This window comes from Methylophaga sulfidovorans (assembly GCF_900114205.1).
Lineage (GTDB): Bacteria > Pseudomonadota > Gammaproteobacteria > Nitrosococcales > Methylophagaceae > Methylophaga > Methylophaga sulfidovorans.
Window position 1 is genome coordinate 88,111 of record NZ_FOSH01000004.1, and the last position, 20,849, is coordinate 108,959.

Genomic DNA, 20,849 nt, shown 5'->3' on the forward strand with positions numbered 1-20,849 from the left:
AGTGTTATGGAGTCTTCATTACAAAACCATTTTCTGATTGCGATGCCTAATCTGGCCGATTCGTTTTTTTATCGCTCAGTCATTTATCTATGCGAACATGATAAAAATGGCGCCATGGGTCTGATTATTAACCGACCGACCCGAGTCATGTTAGAAGAACTCTTATCTCATCTTCATATTGATAATCCATCTGAAAGTATAAAAAGTACCCCGGTTTTATTTGGCGGACCGGTACAAAAAGGTCAGGGGATGGTAATACATGATCAGGCTCAATCTCCCTGGAAATCGAGTTTACAATTATCTGAAGATGTTATCTTGACCACATCCACGGATATTCTAGAAGCTATTGGTACCGATGAAGGTCCATCCAACGCTCTGGTCACTCTGGGCTACGCTGGCTGGTCAGCAGGACAGTTAGAAGAGGAACTCATGGAAAATAGCTGGTTAACTGTTCCAGCCAGTCATGAGTTATTATTTTCCACACCGGCTGAACAACGCTGGCAGGCGGCCGCTAAATCCATCGGCGTTGATATTAATCTGATGTCTAACTTTGCAGGTCATTCATGAGTACAGCCAGAACCTTACTTGGTTTCGATTTTGGCATGAAAAATATCGGCATAGCCGTTGGACAAGAGTTAACGGCGACCGCAAATCCACTGACCGCAATCAAAGCACGTGATGGTATTCCGGACTGGTCACAAATTGAAAAACTGCTAAAAGAATGGCAACCCGATTTGCTCATCGTTGGTCTTCCTCTGAATATGGATGGCACTGAGCAAGAAATGACCGCCGCCGCCAAACGCTTTGGAAATCGGCTGAATGGTCGCTTTAATATTCCTGTGGAATGGCAAGATGAAAGACTGACAACATACGAAGCACTAGACCAAATGGGAATCCGCAGTAAAATGGACTCTCGTCAACGCAGTGACGTCGATCAGTTATCTGCACAACTCATACTTCAATCATGGCTGAACCAACAATGACCATCGCACTGACTCAAACTCAAGTTCAGAACCTGCTCAATGATATGGCAGCAGATATTCGCGATAAATTCGCGGATAAACAACCGTTACTCGTCGGTATTCATACCGGCGGAGTATGGGTTGCCAAAGCTTTACAAGCTATTTTGGGTGACGACTTTTTCGACGCCCCGCTCGGCACCCTTAATATTGCTTATTATCGGGATGATTTCACCCGCATAGGCATGCATCCTCAGGTAACACCTTCGGATTTACCTTTTGCCGTCGATGGCCGTCATCTGATTCTGGTTGATGATGTACTTCATAGTGGACGAACTACCCGTGCAGCCCTCAATGAGATTTTTGACTATGGCCGCCCAGCCAGCGTCACCCTGGTGGTTTTGGTTGACCGTAATGGACGTGAACTGCCTATCCAGGCAGACATCATCGGGAAAACTGTTGAAGTCACTAAAGGCCAACATATCAAACTCATCAACAGCTCTGGATTACAGTTGGAATATCGAAATAAGGGCAAGGCTGAATGAATAACAACCAATTGACGGAAAACGGTCAGCTACGCCATTTTCTCACGATTGAAGGGCTAAAAAAGCCGTTACTGACTGAAATTATGGACCGTGCAGAACAATTTTCGGGCATTACCAATCGTCAGGTAAAAAAAGTCCCTATCCTGCGCGGTAAAACCATCGTTAACCTGTTCTTCGAAAACAGCACCCGTACCCGCTCAACCTTTGAGCTGGCGGCTAAGCGTTTGTCTGCTGATGTGATGAACTTTAATATCAGCACCTCAGCCACCTCTAAAGGTGAAAGTTTGCTGGATACACTGCATAACCTTGAGTCAATGCACACCGATATGTTTGTGGTCAGACACAATCAAAGTGGTGCAGCTGAATTTATTGCTCAGCATGTGTCTCCTCATGTCAGCGTTATTAATGCTGGTGATGGCTGTCATGCCCACCCCACACAAGCCATGCTTGATATGTTTACCATCCGTCGCCATAAAAACAACTTCCCGGATCTTCGGGTCGCGATTGTTGGTGACATTTTGCACTCACGGGTCGCTCGTTCGCAGATTCAGGCACTATCTACTTTAGGTGTGGGTGAAATTCGGGTTATTGGTCCCAAGACCTTACTGCCTGCCGATTGCCAAACACTTGGCGTACATGTCTATCACGATATGGAAGCGGGCTTAGAGGATGTTGATGTGGTTATTATGCTGCGTCTGCAACTTGAACGTATGCAAGGAGCTTTAATCCCAAGTGCTAGGGAGTATTTCCACTGCTTTGGGCTGACAGACGATAAACTCAAACTCGCTAAACCTGACGCTATTGTGATGCATCCTGGCCCCATCAATCGCGGTGTTGAAATTGCTTCTTCAGTCGCCGATGGTCCGCAGTCTGTCATATTAGAACAAGTGACTCATGGAATAGCCGTCAGGATGGCTGTCATGTCCATGGCGATGGGTGCACAATCTGAACAAAACGAGCTGCCAGCATGAAGATTCGTATAAAAAATGGGCGTGTTATTGATCCCGCCAGTCAATTTGATGCACGACAAGATGTTTATATCAGTGACGGTAAAATTATCGCTATCGGCGAACAGCTTGAAGGATTTGATGCCGATAAAACGATAGATGCCACTGGCTTAATAGTAAGCCCAGGCCTTATTGACCTCAGTGTTAGAGTCCGTGAGCCAGGACAGGAGCACACAGCCACCATCCTGACAGAAACTAAGGCAGCTGCTGCAGGAGGCATTACCACCGTATGCGTACCTCCTGATACCGCTCCAGTAATAGATAACCCCACCGTCGTTGAATTAATTGACGATCGCGCCAAAAAATCTGGTCGCAGCATGGTATTAACCATGGGTGCAATGACCCAGAATCTGGGCAGTGAATTATTAGCCGAGATGGCCAGACTGAAAGCAGCTGGTTGTGTTGGTATCAGTAATGGACTCTCTCCAATTAAAAACAGTGTCATCATGCAAAGAGCGATGTCTTATGCTGCCACATTGGATATGACCGTCTTTATTACTGCTTCCGATCCCTGGTTACAAAGTCAGGGCTGTGTACATGAAGGCGCAGTCAGCTCACGACTTGGTTTAGGCGGTATCGCAGAAAGTGCCGAGACCATTGCTGTCAGTCGTGATTTAATTTTGATTGAACAAACCGGAGTACGTGCTCACTTTCATAATTTATCTACTGGTAAAGCCGTCAAATTAATTCGTGAAGCACAAAATCGTGGTTTACCCGTCACTGCTGATGTCAGTGCACATCACCTGCATTTATCCGAGCATGACCTAGGTAACTATGATGCGTTGAGCCATGTCTTACCGCCATTTCGCAGTATCCGCGACCGTGAGCAATTGCAACAAGGTGTCCGTGATGGCGTTATATCAGCGATATCCTCTCATCATCAACCACTTGATAAAGACGATAAGTTAGGCCCATTTGCAGAAACAAAACCTGGTATTTCTGGTCTTGAAACCTTATTACCATTAACAATGAAGTTGGTAGAAGATGACGAGGTCAATTTGCATACCGCTTTAGCGGCTTTAACCTGTAACCCGGCAGATATTCTGGGTATCAACTCAGGGCAGTTGAAAGTAGGCGCTGTCGCCGATATTTGCCTGATTGACCCTGATTCAGAATATGAATGCCAGCCATTAAATTTTGTTAGTGCCGGAAAGAACAGTCCGTTTGAAGGCTGGTTATTTAACCATCAGGTTAGTCACACACTATTTCATGGCCGCTTAGTTCATGAACGAGATTAAGTTAAGGGAAACAAAATGAAATCACTAAAAACTGTTTTATGCTTTGTCGCGCTGCTTGGTGCATTTTTCCTGGTTAGCGCCTGTAGCCCTGAGGTAGGTAGCGAAGACTGGTGCCAAATGATGAGAGATAAAGCCAAAGGCGACTGGACCGCCAATGAAGCGGCTGATTTCACTCAATACTGTATTTTTCCAAGCAATGACAAATAAACTCTACGCGCTCGACTTCGATGGTGTTATCTGTGATAGCGCCATCGAAACCGGTATGGCTGGCTGGAAAGTAGCTTTAAAACTATGGGCTGATATGCCAAAAGACATACCCGAAGATTTGACAGAAAAATTCCGTCAGGTCCGACCAGTCATGGAAACCGGTTATGAAGCTGTGCTGATCATGCGACTATTGTATGAAGGCATGGCTGTGGAGACTATCATGTCCGCCTTCCATCATCAGATGGAAGCTTTGATGATTCGTGATGATATGTTTGTGGATGAACTGAAAGAAATTTTTGGTTCAACACGTGATGAGTGGATTCACGATGACTTCGATAGCTGGATTGCCATGAACCCATTATTCAATGGTATCGCTGAGAAAATTCGTTCTATTCCAACAGATAACCTGGTCATCATTACCACAAAACAAGAGCGTTTTGTTGATCATATTCTCAAGGCTAATCAGATTTCATTACCTATTGAACAGGTTTATGGCCTGGATCGAAATATGAGCAAACAACAGATCCTGAATGATCTTCATGCGGAAAAAATAAATACACAGATTCTGTTTATTGAAGATAGGCTACCCACACTCATTAATGTCATTACTGACGATCGTCTCGATGATATTCAGCTCTATCTGGCTGGCTGGGGCTATAACACCTCATCAGATAAAGACAGTGCTAATAACATCGACAGAATTTCTCTTATTCAGCTCTCAGATATAGCTCAACTTTAACCTTCGAAGTCACATACTAACATGACGACAAATATGTGGCTCGATTTTGGATAGATATTCCAATATTTAAATCCAGTCTCGTCGAACGTTTATAGAACAACAAATTTTGCCTAGCCAGATTTGAGAAGAGGGCGAGCGCGTCAGCTCAGAATAGAAAAATAAGATGGGTGTTTGAATAAAGGAATAATGGCGGAGCGGACGGGACTCGAACCCGCGACCCCCGGCGTGACAGGCCGGTATTCTAACCAACTGAACTACCGCTCCACTATCCTTCTTGGCAGACTTAAAAATCGTCTGTTGGCCGAAGAAGCGAGAGAATATACAGCAATTTTTACAAAGGTGTTAGTGTTTCCTGTAAAAATTTTCTCTCTCGCCTCGAATTTGTCATTAATCCCTTTTATCCCAATACGCTTTTTTGGCTTTTTGTAATTTTTCATACCCAGCTAGCAGTGCATTATGGCGTTCAAATCCGTGCAGGCTCAGACCGGGTGTATGTAATTGATGGAAAACTGTTTTTGCATCAACAATGGCGATGCCATCTTGTACATTTTGCTCACCGTACATTAATGATAAATAGTGCTGATAATCTTTATAGTCACGCTCATCATCCCACTTAATATCCAATAACGCTTTTAAGCAACGATAGAAACGTAATTGCGCCTCATCGCCTTGCCCCAGCGACAAACACCAGTCCACCCACTCCAGTGCCTGTTCATCTTCAAGAGCTAAACACAGCATCAATTTGATTTCGCCTAAACGAATAGTCGACCACAGCGTACCTGGATCAGGTGCTAAACCAATAAACTGAGCAACAGGTGTATGGTCGTTATAGCCACCATCTTCCAGAGCCACTAATAACTCACGCCACTGCTCTTTGGTACGAAACTTCAGCGATAACAAGTCTTCACGGAATAAAGCGCCTTCATTATTATTTTCCCAAAGCAACTCATCTACTGGATAGATATCAGACATACCTGGCACCAGAATACGGCAGGCATAAACATCGAGATGCTCATAATCGGCAATATAGATATCAAACCCCATCTCATGAATGATGTCGGTCAAATAAGTAAATTCATCGCGGGTTGGAGCGTCATGATCCCAGTCAAAAAAGTCATAATCCGGCGCATCACGGAAAAAGTCGTAAGACACATAACCACTGGAATCAATAAAGTGCATTTCCAGATTTTGTGGTGAGGCCACCTCTTCCATATCAAATGTCGGTGGATGGAAGACGTCTAACTGATCCAAACCTCTACCTTGTAGTAACTCGGTGACGGTTCTTTCCAAAGCCACTTCAAAACTAGGATGAGCACCAAAAGAAGCAAACACAGAGCCATCTTTTGGATTAATCAAAGTGACATTCATCACCGGGAATTGCCCACCTAAAGAAGCATCTGCCACCTTTAGGTGATAGCCGTGTTGTTCTAGTTCGTACAATGCCGCTTTAATTTTAGGGAATCGGTCGAGTACGTACTGAGGCACTTCCGGTAAACAAATCCCTTCAGCAATAATGTGATTTTTCACATAGCGCTCAAACACTTCAGATAAGCCTTGAACACGTGCCTCATTCTGCGTATTACCGGCTGACATACCGTTACTGACATAAATATTGCCAATGATATTAACGGGGAAATAAATGGTTTGATAATCTCGTTGACGAATATAGGGTACTGCACAAATCCCTCTATCCCCGACGCCGGAATTGGTATCAAATAATTTCTCTGCGGTCAGCGCTCTTTCTGGATCAAAGTGATCCCACAAACCTTCATCTAATAAACCTTCTGGTATTTCACCATCATTGGAAACAAACCAGCGCTCGTTGGGGTAATGCACAAATGGTGCCTGGCTATGTTGCTCGCCTAGATAAAAATCGGCAAAAAAGTAATTGCAACTTAGGCGCTCAAAATACTCACCCAAGGCACTGGCTAAACAGGCTTTAGCAGAACTGCCTTTGCCATTGGTAAACATTAACGGACAGCTTTTATCCCGTATATGCACAGAATAAACATGACTGACCGGATTCAGCCACGAAGCTTCTTCAACATCAAAACCAAATACCTTTAACTTTGCTTGCATGGTCGCAATGCTGGTTTCCAGATCACGATCTTTACCTTTAATAAATGTTTGTTGAGTCATTATTTTTTCCAAAAAATAACCCCCTGTCCGATACGAACAGAGGGTTGATTGACATCATCAGCTGTTTTTTACATTTTTTCAGCAGCAGCAATCGCTTTTCTTACTAAACGTCCTGCAGCGCCTTTGGCGTCAGCCGCTTTGATTTGATCCAGGTTGACAGGCTTACCAACGATGATGGCACCGCCCATGCCAGCGCCAAAGTGTGGCGTACATTTGTATACATAAATACCTTCAACGGTAAACGTACGCTGATAATTTTCACCCATTTTTGAATGCCATGCTTCAGCACCTTCCGGAATCAGGCCTTTCAGAGATTGGGTGTCATGTGTCGGCATATTTTCCCAAGCGACAGTATCACCAGGCTGAATTTCAATCACTAGTGGATCGTATTTCAGACCAACCGCAGTCACAATATGTGTTTTAGCTTCAGCGGGGGCTTTTGTTTGCTCTGCAGGTGCCGCTTCAGCTTGTTTTTCTTCAACTGGAGTCGTCGCGTCTTCCATCGTATCCGGCTCTGCAATCGCACCTTCATCTACAACGGTTTCAGGTACGGCTTCATTCGCATCTTCCATGTGCTCGGTAGCTGTCTCATTCACTCCACCGACTTCATTTTGTGCCAATGGTTGTGTTGACTCATCTTTCACTGACGCTGGTGCAACGGCATCATCAGACTCATTGGATGAGACATTGGCATAACGTTCTTTACTATCATTCACAAACACCGTAGAGACGGCTGCCACAACAAAGATTGCTAATAATGCAATCACAATAGCGATTAAGACCGATTTTTTCTTCATGATTCCTCCTGGATAAAAGTTTATACACAAATGATAACACTCTCGACTAGCGATTTTGTGTAGAGAAAACAATATTCTCATTAAAACTCTGTCATAATTACAGCAGTAGAACTCTTCATTACCTACATTCATGGTAAACAATAAGTTCCATGTGTTAACAGACGTTCTGGCATAACCTCCACTTTTACATCACTTCTTGTCGATGTAACAAAACCGTGACTGTTAACCTTATCCAACAACACACGCTGAATAATGCGAAGACGCTGTTTTCACTATAAAGCTTTATATTGAGTAAATTATGACATTTTCCGAGTTAGGCCTCATTCTGCCACTACAACGTGCAGTCACAGAATCAGGTTATACGACCCCATCCCCAATTCAAGCCAAAGCGATTCCTGCCATCATGCAGGGTAACGATGTAATGGCTGCTGCCCAAACCGGTACAGGCAAGACCGCTGGGTTTACTTTACCGCTTTTGCATAAATTATCTGAAGGCAAGCCTGCCCGGGCAAATCAAGCTCGTGCGCTTGTTTTAACGCCCACTCGTGAGCTTGCAGCGCAAGTCGAACAAAGCATTAAAACTTATGGTAAATATTTACCATTACGCTCCGCTGTTGTGTTTGGCGGTGTTAAAATCAATCCTCAAATGATGCAAATGCGCCGTGGCGTTGATGTGTTAGTGGCGACACCAGGTCGTCTTCTGGATCTGTATCAACAAAATGCCATTCGTTTTGATGAGCTGGAAGTGTTAGTACTGGATGAAGCAGATCGTATGCTGGATATGGGTTTTATCCACGATATCCGCAAGATCATTAATTTCTTACCACAAAAACGTCAGACCTTAATGTTTTCGGCGACATTCTCTAATGAGATCCGCGATCTGGCAAAACGCCTGGTTAAAAACCCGGTAGAAATTTCTGTTGCACCAGCTAATACCACCGCTAAGAAAGTGAAACAGTGGATCATTCCTGTTGATAAAAAACAAAAACCAGCGTTGCTGAACCAGCTTATTCAGGATAACAACTGGTATCAGGTATTAGTATTCTCAAAAACAAAACATGGCGCCAATAAATTAACTAAATATCTGGAAGATCATGGCCTGAAAGCAGCTGCCATACATGGTAATAAAAGTCAGGGGGCAAGAACACGGGCGCTGGCAGACTTTAAATCCAATGCTATTCAAGTTTTGGTCGCAACAGATATCGCCGCCCGGGGTTTAGATATTGATCAGCTACCTCATGTAATCAATGTTGATCTGCCAAACGTGGCTGCTGATTATGTTCATAGAATAGGACGAACAGGCCGTGCTGGTGCTACGGGTGAAGCAATCTCATTAGTTAGTGCTGATGAAATTGATCAACTCAAAGACATTGAAAAACTTATCGGGAATAAACTCGAACGTGAGTATGTGGATGGTTTTGAACCAACGCATGATGTGCCTGATAGTTACAGCATAAGCAAAAAAGCGCCTTCTACTCGTAGTCCGGCAAAGCGCCGTCCACCCAGAGCTAATGCTGATAATGCAACAGCAGCAAAACGGCCAGCTCGCCGTCCGCCACGGGCCAAGCCAGCCAATAGAACAAATAAAAAACCACGCTAGGACTTAGTTACTAGATGCAGAGCGTAACTTGCGCTCTGCGTCTGCGTAACACAAGCAAATAAATAGCTTGATTAGACCCTTGCTAAGTCATCATCAATAATACAAATAAAATCCATACGAATTAGTGGATTAGTAAAAATTTACCTTTCGATGTAACCTTCATATCAAATTCTTAACAAATATTTACATATCAGGGAACTAAGCTCTGACTTATTACCTAAGTTAGCGACGATTTGATAAAACGGAATAATATGAAGAATCATTATTATTTAAAATTAATCTGCATATTTTTATTTGCTCTATCTGGATTTTTAACCGCCACAAAAATTTATGCTGAAACACCAGTCTCAGTTATATTGCCGGAAAAATCGAAAGTAAGTGATAACTTAACTCTCTCCGGCACTCTCACAGCAGAAAAACAAGCCATGCTTTCACCACGTGTTGATGGCTTGGTATCAAATGTCTTGGTTGATGCAGGGAGTAAAGTCAAAAAAGGCGATTTGTTACTGGAACTTGATCCTGCTTTGTCTAAACAAGTTCTGGCTCAGGCCAAAGCCGCCACAGCTGAAGCACAAGCAGCGCGTAACGAAGCTCAACGTCTAGTGAATGAAGCCAAAGGCTTACGTGAAAAAAATTATATTTCTGCCAGTGAAAATGCCAGCCGTTTATCCAATCTGAACCTGACTGAAGCAGCGCTAATGGCAGCAAAGGCAGCAGAAGCATCAGCTCAGGAACAACTATCTCGCCATAATCTTCCTGCTCCATTCTCTGGTGTTATCAGTGCCAAACTTACCGAAGCAGGTGAATGGGTTAACCGGGGCACAACTGTGCTTGAACTGGTAGCAACCAATAAAGTCCGACTGGATGTCAAAGTACCTCAGGAGCGTTTCTCAGAAATTAACCGTGAAAATCAGGTAGAAGTTATCCCTGATGTTTTCCCCGATAAACGCTTTAAAGGGACCATAAATGCCATTGTGCCGGTCAGCGATCCTCAGGCGAGAGCCTTTTTAGTACGAATCCTTATTGATACAGGTGATATCAGCCTACTGCCGGGCACCTCAGCAAAAGCAATTATCGGCTTGAATGATAATCAACCAAGCCAACCACGAATCATTATCCCCAGGGATGCTTTACTGCTCCATCCTGACGGTGGTTACAGCGTGTTTGTTGTAAAAGATGGCGTTGCCAAGCGCCATAAAGTCCACATCGGCACCCAAAGCAGTCAGGGCGTTACTATTTTGTCTGGCATCACTCTAGACGACAAGGTTGTTACTCGTGGTAACGAAGTTTTACGTGATGGGCAAAGCGTTACCATCATTGACTCAGAACAATAATCAGGTCTAGTTATGCTTGAAGCCCCTATCAGAAACGGAAAGCTGCTCACGGTTATTGTTCTCATCATTATGGTACTGGGTATTGCAGCAGCGAAACGTATTCCAGTACAGATGATTCCGGATCTTGATGTGCAAACCATCAGTGTGGTTACCGGTTGGCCTGGTGCAACACCACAGGATATTGAAAAAGAAATCCTTATTGAACAGGAACGTTATCTGCGCAGTGTGCCTAACTTGGCTCGAATGGAGTCTTTGGCAGATACCGGTCAGGCGACGATCGAGCTGGAATTTCCGTTTGGGGTGGATGTGAATGAAACCCTTATAGAAGTATCTAACGCGCTCAGTCAGGTCTCCAATTACCCTGAAAACGTCGATCAGCCAAGGCTATACAGTAGTTCTTTCTCAGAAAATGCGTTTATGTATTTTGCAGTCACTCCGCTGCCCGGTAATCCGCTGAGTCTTGATATGGATATGGTCACTGATTTTATCGATGATGATGTCAGACCACGTATGGAAAGGGTTCCTGGTGTTTCGGAAGTTCAACTTCGTGGTGGTGCTGAAAGACAAATACAAATCCATATTGATCCCGCAAAACTCGCCCAACGCGGCCTGTCCTTAACTGATGTCAGAGACGCCATTCGTGAACGCAACAGAGATACCTCAGCCGGTGATCTTGATGATGGTAAGCGGCGTTACTTTATTCGTACCGTAGGACGTTTCAAAGACGTTGAAAGCCTTAGAGAGTTAACCCTGGTGCATCGCAACAATACGGATATCAAACTCAAAGATGTAGCTGAAGTCCGCTTGGATCATTATGAAGTTCGGGGTCATTCAATCGTCAATGATGAAGCGGCACTGACTATGGCTGTTAAACGTGAAACCGGCTCAAATGTCATTGATATCAAACAAGCCATGCTGAAAGAAATCGATGAGATTCGGCATGATCAGCTAGAGCCTAATGGCTTAACGATTTCCCTGATTGGTGATGATGTCCGTTATGTTCAAGCCTCAGTAGAAAAGGTCACACAGAACCTCGCGTTGGGGGCCATTCTGGCAACGCTTATTCTGTATTTATTCTTACGTTCAGGCAGAGCGACCATTATTGGCCTGCTCGGTATGCCGGTGTGTACGATTGCAGCCTTTATTGGTCTGCTGGCTTTTGATCGCACCATCAACGTTATCTCACTGGCAGGGATTGCTTTTGCCATTGGTATGACCGTAGATAACACCATTGTGGTACTGGAAAGTATTGAACAGGCCCGTCGTCGAGTCCTGGATCGTATTCAAGCCGCGATTACCGGTGTGAAAGAAGTATGGACCGCGGTACTTGCTTCGAGTATGACTACGGTACTCGTTTTTGCTCCGGTGTTATTTGTTGATGAAGAAGCCGGTCAGCTCTATTCAGATATTGCTATAGCAATATCCACAGCCATATTGGCCTCCATGTTATTTGCTGTTGCCGTGGTTCCTGCAGCTTGTGCCCGAGTTGGTTTTGGAGATGATCGCGATCACGGTGATGATTTAAGCCACCCTGGCCCAATTCTGAAAATGGTCAGTTGGCTCAACACCTCACCATTAAAACGTTTTCTTTCTATTATGATTATATTTACCGGAACCATGGGCGCTGGTTGGTATCTTCTGCCACCTGCGGAGTATTTACCTGAAGGTGAGGAACCCAAAGCTTTCAGTATGATGATTGCCCCACCCGGCTACAACTTACCAGAAATGCACATCCTGGCAGATGATATCCGCCAGCATTTGAGCGATGCTTTGCACGCTGACCCACAAAAATTTGATGATGGTGAGCACCGTCTTCCTGCACTCAAATATTACTTCCAACGTATCAACCCTGGATCAATTTGGATCTTGAGTGAACCTGTTAGACCAAAAGACTTACAGGCAATGATGGATGCACTGACATCGATGTTTAAAGAATATCCGGGAATGCGTGGCTTTTCGAACCGAGGCTCTATTATTTCCAGCAATCAGGGTGGTACACGCGCCGTTAATCTCGATATTTCTGGTGCGGATCAGGAAAGCCTCTACAGCACTGCTGAATTTGCTATGAGACGTGCTGAAAAGTTGTTTGGTAATCCGCAGATTGAATCTGAACCTTCAGCGCTATCTCTGGATCAGCCTTTAGTCGAAATTCGCCCCAACTGGGATCGGCTGGCCGAGATCAATATGTCTGCAGATGATTTTGGTTACACGGTAGCGGCGCTGAGTGATGGCGCTTATGTGGATGAGTTTTTTATGAATGATGACAAAATTGATATGTTCATCTTCAGCACCGCCGGACAAAACCAAACACTGTCCTCATTGGCTAATGTACCCATCATGACACCACAAGGCACCGTTCTGCCATTAAATGCGCTGGCCAATATTGTTGATACAGTAGACAGCGACCAATTACGGCGTGTGAATGGCCGTCGCACCGTCACCTTACTGATTATTCCACCACGAGAAATTGCACTGGAAACTGCCGTGAATCAGGTTCGCACCCAAATACTGCCAAATATGCAGGCTGAGGGGGAAGTGGCTAAAGGGGTTTCTATCAGTATTTCGGGTGCAGCCGATCAGTTAGACGCTACCCGTGAATCTTTATCAGGCAACTTGGTCATCGCCTTAATTCTTATTTATTTGCTGCTGGTCGCTATCTTTAATCATTGGGGGTATCCACTACTGATTCTTGCGACCGTACCTCTAGGTATTGCCGGTGGTATTGTTGGCTTAGCGGCGGTAAATGCCGCCGGGCCAGTGCTAAATATCTTTGGTCTACCCGCGATTATTCAGCCATTCGATATGATTACCATGCTTGGCTTTGTCATTTTGCTGGGTACTGTCGTTAACAACCCGATTTTGATTGTTGAGCAGGCAAGACGAAATTTGGAAGATAAAGCCATGTCTGTCCGTGATGCCGTCAATCAGGCGGTTGCGACTCGCTTACGTCCGATTCTGATGTCTACCGCCACTACCGTATTTGGTCTGGCACCTTTGGTCTTTATTCCAGGCGCTGGTACTGAGCTGTATCGTGGTGTTGGTATTGTGGTACTAGTTGGGATTTTATGTTCAATGATTGTCACGCTGACCTTTTTACCCAGCTTATTAATTACAGTATTAAACTGGGCTAAGCGCTTCTCTGCCAGGAGAACAGATATATCAACGACATAAGATCAGGACTAAAAAGCGAATAACAATGTCTTTATTACAAGACTTTAGTCACTAAAAAGTGTGGCCCAATATCTGGAATAATAAATTCTTTGGAAGCGAGGCTATAACCTGACTGGGTATAGAAACCTATTGCTGTACTTCTGGCATTGGCCCAGATTAACTTCGCCCCCTGCGATTTTGCATAGCACTCAGCAGCATTTAATAACGCGTTTCCCAGACCTTTGCCTCGATAGTTTGACGCTGTCGCCATCGCTCTTATTTGGTAGGTATTGGTCTGCTTAAGCAAAGGATTATCGTTAAGATAAACCGATACAATCCCTGCAATGCTGCCTGTTTCATCCACAGCACCAAAATGTCGTGTAGTCGCTGACTCATCCCCCTCAAACACACATTGGGAAAGCGGTTTATCAGAACGCAGAACCTGACTTCTTAGGCTTAATGTTTCATCTGCAGTGATTGTTTTAATCTTCATTTTTCAATATGGGCAGCGTTAACGTTCTGCTAGTTGCATATGCAGCAATGGATAAGGTTTACCCTGACCATCAACAGCTGAACGTCCAACCACGGCAAAGCCAATGTGCTCATAAAAGCCTAATGCCTGTCTGTTTTGTTCATTCACATCGACCTTATTTGCACCGTGGTCGTTTATTGCGTGAGTAGCAAGTCTTACCCCAACTCCCTGTCCTCTTGCTTCTGGTGAAACGAACAACATCTCAATATTGTCATCACTCACACCACAAAATCCGACTATTTCACCATCATCACCTTTGGCAATATTTAACTCAACCACATCAAAGTAGTTTTCCAATATCAATGGTTTCAATGCCTGAAGATCCTGTTCAGCCAGAAAATCATGAGTTGCTCTGACAGAGCTTTCCCATATTTCTATCAGCTTTTGATAATCTGCTTTTGTTGCTTTTTCAATCCACATTATTATTTCAATCAAAAATTTTCAGAGCAGCATTCTGCAGTGTAAAACGTATGACATCAACATAGAGAAAACCTCTCTTGTCATGATAACAAGAGAGGCATATCTTAAAAGTCGATGGTGGTAGAGACTGTAAATGTACGTGGTGCACCATAAGCCATGCCACTCCAGGTATCAACACCAGACCAGTAATCACGATCAAAGACATTATGAATACCGGCACGAATAGTCACATCTTTACCGGCCACCAACAAACCATAACGTGCGCCTAAATCGAGCCTGGTCCAGCTGGGTATCTTCTGAGTATTGGTCTGATTCACGTATTGTTCGCCGGTGTATATCAGATTTGCCGTCCAGGTTAATTCTGGCACCATTGGCATATCCCACTCGGCACTGATATTCGCCTGCCGCTCAGCAACCCCGACAGGTGTATTGCCTTTGGTTGCAGCATTATTGGTTTTATTTAATTCCGCATCCAACAACATGAAACCACCTAATACACGGATATCCGAAGTTAATTGTCCGAAGACATTCATTTCAATACCCCGGTTACGTTGCTCGCCCGAAACCGACGAGATATTGTTTACTGTTTGATAACTGGGCTTTTCGATCTGAAACAGGCTGACTGTCGAGGTAAACTCACCAAAATCTACCTTAGCTCCTACTTCATATTGCTTGGTTTTATAAGGCTCAAATACTTCACCCGCATTCGCTGAACTATCAGGGGCAATATCGCCTTTGCTCAGACCTTCACTGCGGTTGGCATAGAGCGATACATTTTCCCAGGGTTTAAATACAATGCCGACCATCGGTGTTAAGGCACTTTCGTTGTAATGTGTGGTGACAGCACCTGTAATGGCATTAAAGCTGTCTGATTCCACCTGCTGCTTTCTGACGCCTAATGTCAGTTGCACTCTGTCATCCAATATAGACAAAGTATCCGCTAAGGCAATTCCTCTCAGCCTACTCTCACTGACTCTAGCCGCATGCGCTGGATTCGCCACAGCAATCTTGGTCTGATCTACTGGTGAATAAAGATTATTTACATAAGAAGAACTGGCATTGATCGTCGCTTTTTCAAGCTGATCACGATACTCGGTTAATTGCAGCGTCATATTGTGATTAACCATACCTGTATCAAACCAGCCCCTAAGACCGGTGCTGACGGTATATCGATCCACATTAAAATCCGCATTACTCGGCGTTACTGTGACATCACCAGATGCGTTAGTAATCGTGGGATAACCAAACAGTCTGGAGACACGAGTTCTGCCACCACCAATATCCGCAAAAAAGGTTAATTGATCATGGATATCATATTCTGCTTTGAGCAGTAATGATTTGTCATCAACCTTCGACCATTCCCAGTCCTGAGTAATATTATGTTCACCATCCGGGGCCGATGGCACATCAACACCACTGCCTAACCAGAGATGACGTAATGGGGCATCGAGATCTTCTTTTTGATGAATAAGATCGGCGGTCATTCTCAGTTTTTCGCCTTGATAATCCAAAGCTAATGCCCATGATTCGACTTCACGTGATTGATTTTCACGTTCGGTATGACCATCACTGACAGTACCGTTAAATCTGACCCCAAATTGCTCGTCATTACCAAAACGTCGGCTCAGATCAAGATGCCCTTTTAGCTGGCTATCAGAAGCGTAAGAGGCGGTAAACCGTGTTAAGTCTTCATCCAAAGCACGTTTGGGCACAATATTGATACTGCCGCCGACACTACTATCTGGTGACATTCCATAGATCATTGACGCCGGGCCTTTGATGACTTCAATTCTGTCGACATAATCAGCCAGCACCCGATAATTAGAAGCCACACCGTACACACCATCAAAAGCGATATCACCTGAATTACCTTCATTCATGGAAAAACCACGAATCCGGAAAGAATCCAACATGCCACCACTCACATGGGCTGTTCTTATAGAAGGATCTGTCGCCACCACATCGGCTAAAGTTTCAGCTTGTATATTGTCAATATAGTCACTGGTGAAGTTAGTCATATTAAATGGCGTGTCCATCACATCGCGATTACCTAAGATACCGACACGACCTTGTTTCGCTACCTGACCACCCGCATACTTTTCCGTTTGTAATGACTTTTTTACTGCTTCTGCATTGATATCAATAGCATTTAATACCACTTCATCATTTGCTACAGCTTTAATCACAAAGCCCGTCCCGGTATTTTCTGCTTTAAGATTATGACCGCTTAATAATGTAGCTAACGCATTCTCTGGCGTGTATAAACCTTTAATTGCTTTTGCTGATTTATTTTTTACCAGATCGGTATTCACCACGATGGATATATCTGCCTGACTGGCAAGTTGAGTGAGACTGGTTGATAAAAGACCTGCAGCAATGTCAATTGGCTTTTTGTCACTCTCTGCTGCCGAAGCAATGGAAAGCCAGCTTAATAAAAACACCATCAGGCTATAACGAAACCGTGCTGGTGAAAGAAAACGATTGATAAACATGAGACTCCCTTATTTCATTTGTCTTATTAACGTTGACGAATGACATAAGAAAATCACCACCAGGAACATCATTTTATTATTTTGATGCCATAGTAATCGTTGTCCACCAAGGTGTTAACGTGCTGACTTTTATCGGTAATGAATCTGCTAATAAGGCTAATGCCTCTTGTGGCTTATCCAGTGGTAACACAGCAGAGACATGATAATTGTCTAACTGCTGAGCATCAAAATAGAAATAGCCATGATGGAAACGATTCAGAATAGTCAGCACATTAGTTAACGACATGCCATCCACCATTAACTGATGTTTGTCCCAAATCAGGCTGGCATCGCTGACATTAAAGTCAGCAATCTTACCCAGGTGTTCTGCATAAACACGAATTTGCTGGCCTGGGTGAAGGGCTTTAACATCACAACCTTCTCGCTGACAGGTCGCAGCTACACTGGATTCAATCACTTTTAATAAACTGTAATCGGAACGCTTAGCTACACTAAACTCTGTACCCAGAGCCGTGAGACTTCCGTGCTCTGTTTTCACTACAAACGGTCGTTTGGGATTTTTACTGACTTTGACCCGCATTTCTCCCTTCAACAAATCAATGGTTCGCTGAGCGTTATTGAAATCGACATTAATGGCACTATCACTACTCAGTGTGATAACTGAATTATCTGCCAGGGTGAATGATTGCCATTGCCCCACGTCTGTTTTTTTATCCGCCATTATCAGCGTCACGCTATCTGGCAACCAAATAAGCATGGGAATAAAAACAACCATTAACAGTACAAAAGTCTTTGCCAAGGTTTGCCAGGAATGCTGATGATGTCTGTCATTGACCGAAACAGATAACGCCGCCTTTGATGCTACTCGGGGTAATTGCTGGATGCCGCCTAACATGGCGTTTAACTTATCCACAGCATCGGCATGGCGAGGGTCCCGATTTTTCCAATCAAGGAAGGCTTGTTTTTGTGCTGCTGACGGTGGGTTTTCTTCATCAGTCATTAACACAAGCCATTCTGCAGCTTGGGTGGAGATGTTTTCTGAATCCTTCATTTCAACTGGTGAACTCATGACCATTAATACGATTCTGTTTCAAACACCTGCTGACAGGCGACTAAACTCTGAATCAGATATTTCTGAACCATCGTTGCTGATACACCCAATTGTTCAGCAATAGCAGACTGAGTTAAACCATCAATATGTCGGAGAATGAAAGCTTGTCTGACATGTTTTGGTAACTTATCCAAAGCCTGTGAAATAGTATCTAGTGCATTGATCGCCAGATAAACGTCTTCTGCTGATGGTATTGGCTCAGCATCATCCAGACTAAGTTTTAACGCTTCTAAATAGGCTTGCTCCAATAAAAAGCGGCGGCGTTTATCAATTAATAAACGCTTGGCAATGGTCAGCAACCACGGGCGAGGTTCTTTAATTTGAGTTAAGTCATTTTGCTTACTGATAACATTAACAAAGGTGTCATGTGTGAGATCTCTGGCGTTTTGCGAGCAGCCTAATTTTTTACTTAACCAGCCTGTCAGCCAATAGTGATGATTTTCATACAAAGAAGAAATGAAACCGTTTTTATGAGCTGGGTGATGAAAAACAATCTGTTTATTAGTCGACATAGTAAACGGTTGAACCATAGATAAACATTAATGATAACTATTATCATTTAAAAACTATCTCTTATGCAACCTTTTGTTTTTAATAAAAACCGTTCTATACCGTTAATATGAAACGCTTATTGCTGTGAATAAGATATAAATTCTTTGTAGAAAGAAGCGTATGAACTATATTGATTATCTAAAAACGACCTGAGGTGATGATAAATAATGAAAGACACTGGAAAGATTAACTATCTTGAAATTCCATCATCGGATTTAGATAAGACCAAAGCTTTTTTCAGTGATGCCTTCGGATGGAAATTTATTGATTATGGTCCTGACTACATCGCCATTGAAGACGCAGGTATCGATGGTGGATTTTATCGGTCACCGCTAGTAGCTACGCCAGAATCAGGCAGCGTGTTGATTGTGCTCTATAGCAAGACTCTGGAGGAAACACTAACAGGCGTAAAGGCTGCCGGAGGTCAGATTGTCAAAGAGATTTTCGCTTTTCCGGGCGGACGACGTTTTCACTTTACCGATCTCACAGGTAATGAATATGCCGTCTGGTCTGAATAAACCATAACTTTATGATTCATTATGCCTTTTCAGATAACTGCCAAATTGAAATATCAAAAAACCAATCAGTGATAGCACGATAGCAATTTCATACCTTCGATATGCCACGGAAAGACCTATCGCACCCGTTAGCCAAATACCGGCAGCGTTGGCCGTTCCCATCGCTCTGCCAGATTCTTTCACAATGGCGCCACCACCAATAAAGCCCATACCGGTAATGACGCCATACATCACCCGCGCCTCAGCATCACTTCCCTGATAAACATCCATTGCTACCAACATAAATGAGCAACAGGCGATAGAAACTAACGGATAGGTTCTTAACCCGGCACCGCCGGTATCGACATATTCACGGTTAACGGCAATAGGTAATGCCAGAATAAAGGCAATGCCTATCTGATATAAATTAAACCAAACCTGCTCAAAGTTAATCTCGGGCATAAAAACATCTCATAAAAACAGAATGTCACCATGCCATTAGCAGGCGATCTATTTCAATGATTTTTGTTTCACAAAGATCAGATCATCTGTATCAAAACCTGCCGCCTTGGCTTTATTAATAAAGCGTTGCTTTACTTCATCAGAGACATTTGGTGTCCGTGATAACAACCACAGATAATTGTGGTTTGGACCTGACACAAAGGCATAGCGGTAATCATCTTCTAATTCAAACACCACATAACTTCCGTAGAAGGGCCCAAAAAATGAGACTTTAAGATGTCCGGTATGTGGACCTTCGACAAAATAGGCTTTACCTTCTGCCTGTTTCCACTCTTTATCCTCTTCCGAGTATCCCCGGTTGATAACTTTAACGCCACCATCGCCTTTTAAAGAATATTGTGCCGTAACATTGATTAGACCACGTTCAAAACGGTGATCGAGTCTGGCTACTTCATACCAGTTGCCGAGATAGCGGTTTAAAACAAAGTTATCTACAGGCGTGACGCCTTTTGGTGAGCCGGTACAGGCCACGACGCTCATTACTAACAAACACAGCATGCCAATTAGCCGCATATATCACCGTCCCCTCATTATTTTTATGGATGAAGTAATATGTGTACGACACGAACAGACGCTATTGTTTCCCTTAAAGAAAAAATAAGCTGATCGAGGCTAAAATGCAGTCAGCGCTTTCACGCCAATATAAATGGCACTGAATAAACCAATCAAAAAGACCAATGAGCGGTAGCTATCCATATCCAGGATATAAAACAGCGGATGGAAAATTCTACTCAGTAAAAATAAGCCTGCCGGATAACTAAAATCAGCTAGATTAAGTCCAGAGGCATAAGCCAATATAGTCATTGCAGAAAACAGCATTAGTGACTCCCAGGCATTATTCTGGGCAGCTAACACCCTAGCCCCCAACCCCGTCATATGCGCTTGCTGTAATCTTGGATAGTGATTATCAAACTTACCAAACTGTCTGTAACGGCAATAGCCACCTAACATCGCCAGTACCATCGGTAAAATCGCCACAATAAATAAAACCCATAAAATAAAAGGCAT

21 protein-coding genes and 1 tRNA gene are annotated in these 20,849 nt (G+C 43.7%); 11 read left to right on the top strand and 11 right to left on the bottom strand.

Annotated features, from left to right (window positions below; all coding sequences use genetic code 11):
• Positions 1-6 precede the first annotated feature (6 nt).
• From BM232_RS04205 to BM232_RS04235, 7 genes are read left to right on the top strand one after another with little or no spacing between them, the layout of a single operon-like run.
• Positions 7-567 (top strand): YqgE/AlgH family protein, encoded by a 561-nt coding sequence (locus BM232_RS04205; RefSeq protein WP_091711931.1) that lies wholly within the window; start codon positions 7-9, stop codon positions 565-567.
• Entirely contained in the window at positions 564-983 is a 420-nt protein-coding gene (gene ruvX / locus BM232_RS04210) for a Holliday junction resolvase RuvX (protein WP_091711932.1), read from the top strand. The genes BM232_RS04205 and ruvX overlap by 4 nt, the downstream gene beginning before the upstream one ends.
• Entirely contained in the window at positions 980-1,504 is a 525-nt protein-coding gene (gene pyrR / locus BM232_RS04215) for a bifunctional pyr operon transcriptional regulator/uracil phosphoribosyltransferase PyrR (protein ID WP_091711933.1), read from the top strand. Before ruvX ends, pyrR begins: the two co-directional genes overlap by 4 nt.
• A complete protein-coding gene (locus BM232_RS04220; RefSeq protein ID WP_091711934.1) occupies positions 1,501-2,475 on the top strand; it encodes an aspartate carbamoyltransferase catalytic subunit in 975 nt (324 codons plus the stop codon). Before pyrR ends, BM232_RS04220 begins: the two co-directional genes overlap by 4 nt.
• Entirely contained in the window at positions 2,472-3,749 is a 1,278-nt protein-coding gene (locus BM232_RS04225; RefSeq protein WP_091711935.1) for a dihydroorotase, read from the top strand. The genes BM232_RS04220 and BM232_RS04225 overlap by 4 nt, the downstream gene beginning before the upstream one ends.
• A 15-nt stretch (positions 3,750-3,764) precedes the next feature.
• Positions 3,765-3,956: a DUF3012 domain-containing protein gene (locus BM232_RS04230; RefSeq protein WP_091711936.1), complete on the top strand. Its 192-nt coding sequence runs from the start codon at positions 3,765-3,767 to the stop codon at positions 3,954-3,956.
• Positions 3,946-4,695, top strand: a complete 750-nt coding sequence (locus tag BM232_RS04235; protein WP_091711937.1) for an HAD family hydrolase — start codon at positions 3,946-3,948, stop codon at positions 4,693-4,695. The genes BM232_RS04230 and BM232_RS04235 overlap by 11 nt, the downstream gene beginning before the upstream one ends.
• Positions 4,696-4,882: 187 nt before the next feature.
• Here BM232_RS04235 and BM232_RS04240 read toward each other — a convergent pair.
• The 3 genes from BM232_RS04240 to BM232_RS04250 form a co-directional block, all read right to left on the bottom strand.
• A tRNA-Asp gene (locus tag BM232_RS04240) sits at positions 4,883-4,959 on the bottom strand.
• A 123-nt stretch (positions 4,960-5,082) separates the two neighbouring features.
• A complete protein-coding gene (gene ycaO, locus BM232_RS04245; protein WP_091711938.1) occupies positions 5,083-6,834 on the bottom strand; it encodes a 30S ribosomal protein S12 methylthiotransferase accessory factor YcaO in 1,752 nt (583 codons plus the stop codon).
• A 68-nt stretch (positions 6,835-6,902) separates the two neighbouring features.
• Positions 6,903-7,631, bottom strand: a complete 729-nt coding sequence (locus BM232_RS04250; protein ID WP_091711939.1) for a plastocyanin/azurin family copper-binding protein — start codon at positions 7,629-7,631, stop codon at positions 6,903-6,905.
• A 298-nt stretch (positions 7,632-7,929) separates the two neighbouring features.
• Between BM232_RS04250 and BM232_RS04255 the strand changes: the two genes are divergently transcribed.
• The 3 genes from BM232_RS04255 to BM232_RS04265 all read left to right on the top strand — a co-directional run bounded on the left by BM232_RS04255 (position 7,930) and on the right by BM232_RS04265 (position 13,736).
• Positions 7,930-9,231 carry a DEAD/DEAH box helicase gene (locus tag BM232_RS04255; RefSeq protein WP_091711940.1) on the top strand — a complete coding sequence of 434 codons (1,302 nt, stop codon included), beginning with the start codon at positions 7,930-7,932 and terminating at the stop codon, positions 9,229-9,231.
• Between the two features lie 251 nt (positions 9,232-9,482).
• Positions 9,483-10,565 carry an efflux RND transporter periplasmic adaptor subunit gene (locus BM232_RS04260; RefSeq protein WP_091711941.1) on the top strand — a complete coding sequence of 361 codons (1,083 nt, stop codon included), beginning with the start codon at positions 9,483-9,485 and terminating at the stop codon, positions 10,563-10,565.
• A 12-nt stretch (positions 10,566-10,577) separates the two neighbouring features.
• Positions 10,578-13,736, top strand: coding sequence for an efflux RND transporter permease subunit (locus BM232_RS04265; protein ID WP_091711942.1), 3,159 nt, complete (start codon positions 10,578-10,580; stop codon positions 13,734-13,736).
• Positions 13,737-13,770: 34 nt separating this feature from the next.
• Here the strand turns inward: BM232_RS04265 and BM232_RS04270 are convergent, their stop codons facing one another.
• From BM232_RS04270 to BM232_RS04290, 5 genes are all read right to left on the bottom strand, one after another.
• Positions 13,771-14,208, bottom strand: a complete 438-nt coding sequence (locus BM232_RS04270; protein ID WP_091711943.1) for a GNAT family N-acetyltransferase — start codon at positions 14,206-14,208, stop codon at positions 13,771-13,773.
• An 18-nt stretch (positions 14,209-14,226) separates the two neighbouring features.
• Positions 14,227-14,667, bottom strand: coding sequence for an acetyltransferase (locus BM232_RS04275; RefSeq protein WP_091711944.1), 441 nt, complete (start codon positions 14,665-14,667; stop codon positions 14,227-14,229).
• Between the two features lie 104 nt (positions 14,668-14,771).
• Positions 14,772-17,159: a TonB-dependent receptor gene (locus tag BM232_RS04280; RefSeq protein WP_091711945.1), complete on the bottom strand. Its 2,388-nt coding sequence runs from the start codon at positions 17,157-17,159 to the stop codon at positions 14,772-14,774.
• 76 nt (positions 17,160-17,235) lie between these two features.
• A complete protein-coding gene (locus BM232_RS04285; protein ID WP_177207247.1) occupies positions 17,236-18,228 on the bottom strand; it encodes a FecR family protein in 993 nt (330 codons plus the stop codon).
• A gap of 5 nt (positions 18,229-18,233) precedes the next feature.
• Complete coding sequence (locus tag BM232_RS04290; protein ID WP_091711947.1) at positions 18,234-18,800, bottom strand: sigma-70 family RNA polymerase sigma factor; 567 nt, start codon at positions 18,798-18,800, stop codon at positions 18,234-18,236.
• A 189-nt stretch (positions 18,801-18,989) separates the two neighbouring features.
• On the opposite strand from BM232_RS04290, the gene BM232_RS04295 reads away from it, so the two are divergent.
• Positions 18,990-19,340, top strand: coding sequence for a VOC family protein (locus tag BM232_RS04295; protein ID WP_091711948.1), 351 nt, complete (start codon positions 18,990-18,992; stop codon positions 19,338-19,340).
• Positions 19,341-19,349: 9 nt separating this feature from the next.
• Here BM232_RS04295 and BM232_RS04300 read toward each other — a convergent pair whose 3' ends face one another.
• From BM232_RS04300 to BM232_RS04310, 3 genes are all read right to left on the bottom strand, one after another.
• Positions 19,350-19,781, bottom strand: coding sequence for an MgtC/SapB family protein (locus tag BM232_RS04300; RefSeq protein ID WP_091711949.1), 432 nt, complete (start codon positions 19,779-19,781; stop codon positions 19,350-19,352).
• Positions 19,782-19,829: 48 nt separating this feature from the next.
• The gene (locus tag BM232_RS04305; protein WP_091711950.1) at positions 19,830-20,354 is read right to left on the bottom strand and encodes a lipocalin family protein; all 525 of its coding nucleotides are present in this window, start codon (positions 20,352-20,354) and stop codon (positions 19,830-19,832) included.
• 99 nt (positions 20,355-20,453) lie between these two features.
• On the bottom strand, positions 20,454-20,849 hold the full coding sequence (locus BM232_RS04310; protein WP_091711951.1) for an MAPEG family protein: 396 nt from the start codon (positions 20,847-20,849) through the stop codon (positions 20,454-20,456).

Coding starts and splice junctions, on each gene's coding strand:
- BM232_RS04205 (WP_091711931.1), top strand. CDS start 7: ATGGAGTCTTCATTACAAAACCATTTTCTGATTGCGATGCCTAATCTG.
- ruvX (WP_091711932.1), top strand. CDS start 564: ATGAGTACAGCCAGAACCTTACTTGGTTTCGATTTTGGCATGAAAAAT.
- pyrR (WP_091711933.1), top strand. CDS start 980: ATGACCATCGCACTGACTCAAACTCAAGTTCAGAACCTGCTCAATGAT.
- BM232_RS04220 (WP_091711934.1), top strand. CDS start 1,501: ATGAATAACAACCAATTGACGGAAAACGGTCAGCTACGCCATTTTCTC.
- BM232_RS04225 (WP_091711935.1), top strand. CDS start 2,472: ATGAAGATTCGTATAAAAAATGGGCGTGTTATTGATCCCGCCAGTCAA.
- BM232_RS04230 (WP_091711936.1), top strand. CDS start 3,765: ATGAAATCACTAAAAACTGTTTTATGCTTTGTCGCGCTGCTTGGTGCA.
- BM232_RS04235 (WP_091711937.1), top strand. CDS start 3,946: ATGACAAATAAACTCTACGCGCTCGACTTCGATGGTGTTATCTGTGAT.
- ycaO (WP_091711938.1), bottom strand. CDS start 6,834: ATGACTCAACAAACATTTATTAAAGGTAAAGATCGTGATCTGGAAACC.
- BM232_RS04250 (WP_091711939.1), bottom strand. CDS start 7,631: ATGAAGAAAAAATCGGTCTTAATCGCTATTGTGATTGCATTATTAGCA.
- BM232_RS04255 (WP_091711940.1), top strand. CDS start 7,930: ATGACATTTTCCGAGTTAGGCCTCATTCTGCCACTACAACGTGCAGTC.
- BM232_RS04260 (WP_091711941.1), top strand. CDS start 9,483: ATGAAGAATCATTATTATTTAAAATTAATCTGCATATTTTTATTTGCT.
- BM232_RS04265 (WP_091711942.1), top strand. CDS start 10,578: ATGCTTGAAGCCCCTATCAGAAACGGAAAGCTGCTCACGGTTATTGTT.
- BM232_RS04270 (WP_091711943.1), bottom strand. CDS start 14,208: ATGAAGATTAAAACAATCACTGCAGATGAAACATTAAGCCTAAGAAGT.
- BM232_RS04275 (WP_091711944.1), bottom strand. CDS start 14,667: ATGTGGATTGAAAAAGCAACAAAAGCAGATTATCAAAAGCTGATAGAA.
- BM232_RS04280 (WP_091711945.1), bottom strand. CDS start 17,159: ATGTTTATCAATCGTTTTCTTTCACCAGCACGGTTTCGTTATAGCCTG.
- BM232_RS04285 (WP_177207247.1), bottom strand. CDS start 18,228: ATGAGTTCACCAGTTGAAATGAAGGATTCAGAAAACATCTCCACCCAA.
- BM232_RS04290 (WP_091711947.1), bottom strand. CDS start 18,800: ATGGTTCAACCGTTTACTATGTCGACTAATAAACAGATTGTTTTTCAT.
- BM232_RS04295 (WP_091711948.1), top strand. CDS start 18,990: ATGAAAGACACTGGAAAGATTAACTATCTTGAAATTCCATCATCGGAT.
- BM232_RS04300 (WP_091711949.1), bottom strand. CDS start 19,781: ATGCCCGAGATTAACTTTGAGCAGGTTTGGTTTAATTTATATCAGATA.
- BM232_RS04305 (WP_091711950.1), bottom strand. CDS start 20,354: ATGCGGCTAATTGGCATGCTGTGTTTGTTAGTAATGAGCGTCGTGGCC.
- BM232_RS04310 (WP_091711951.1), bottom strand. CDS start 20,849: ATGCCTTTTATTTTATGGGTTTTATTTATTGTGGCGATTTTACCGATG.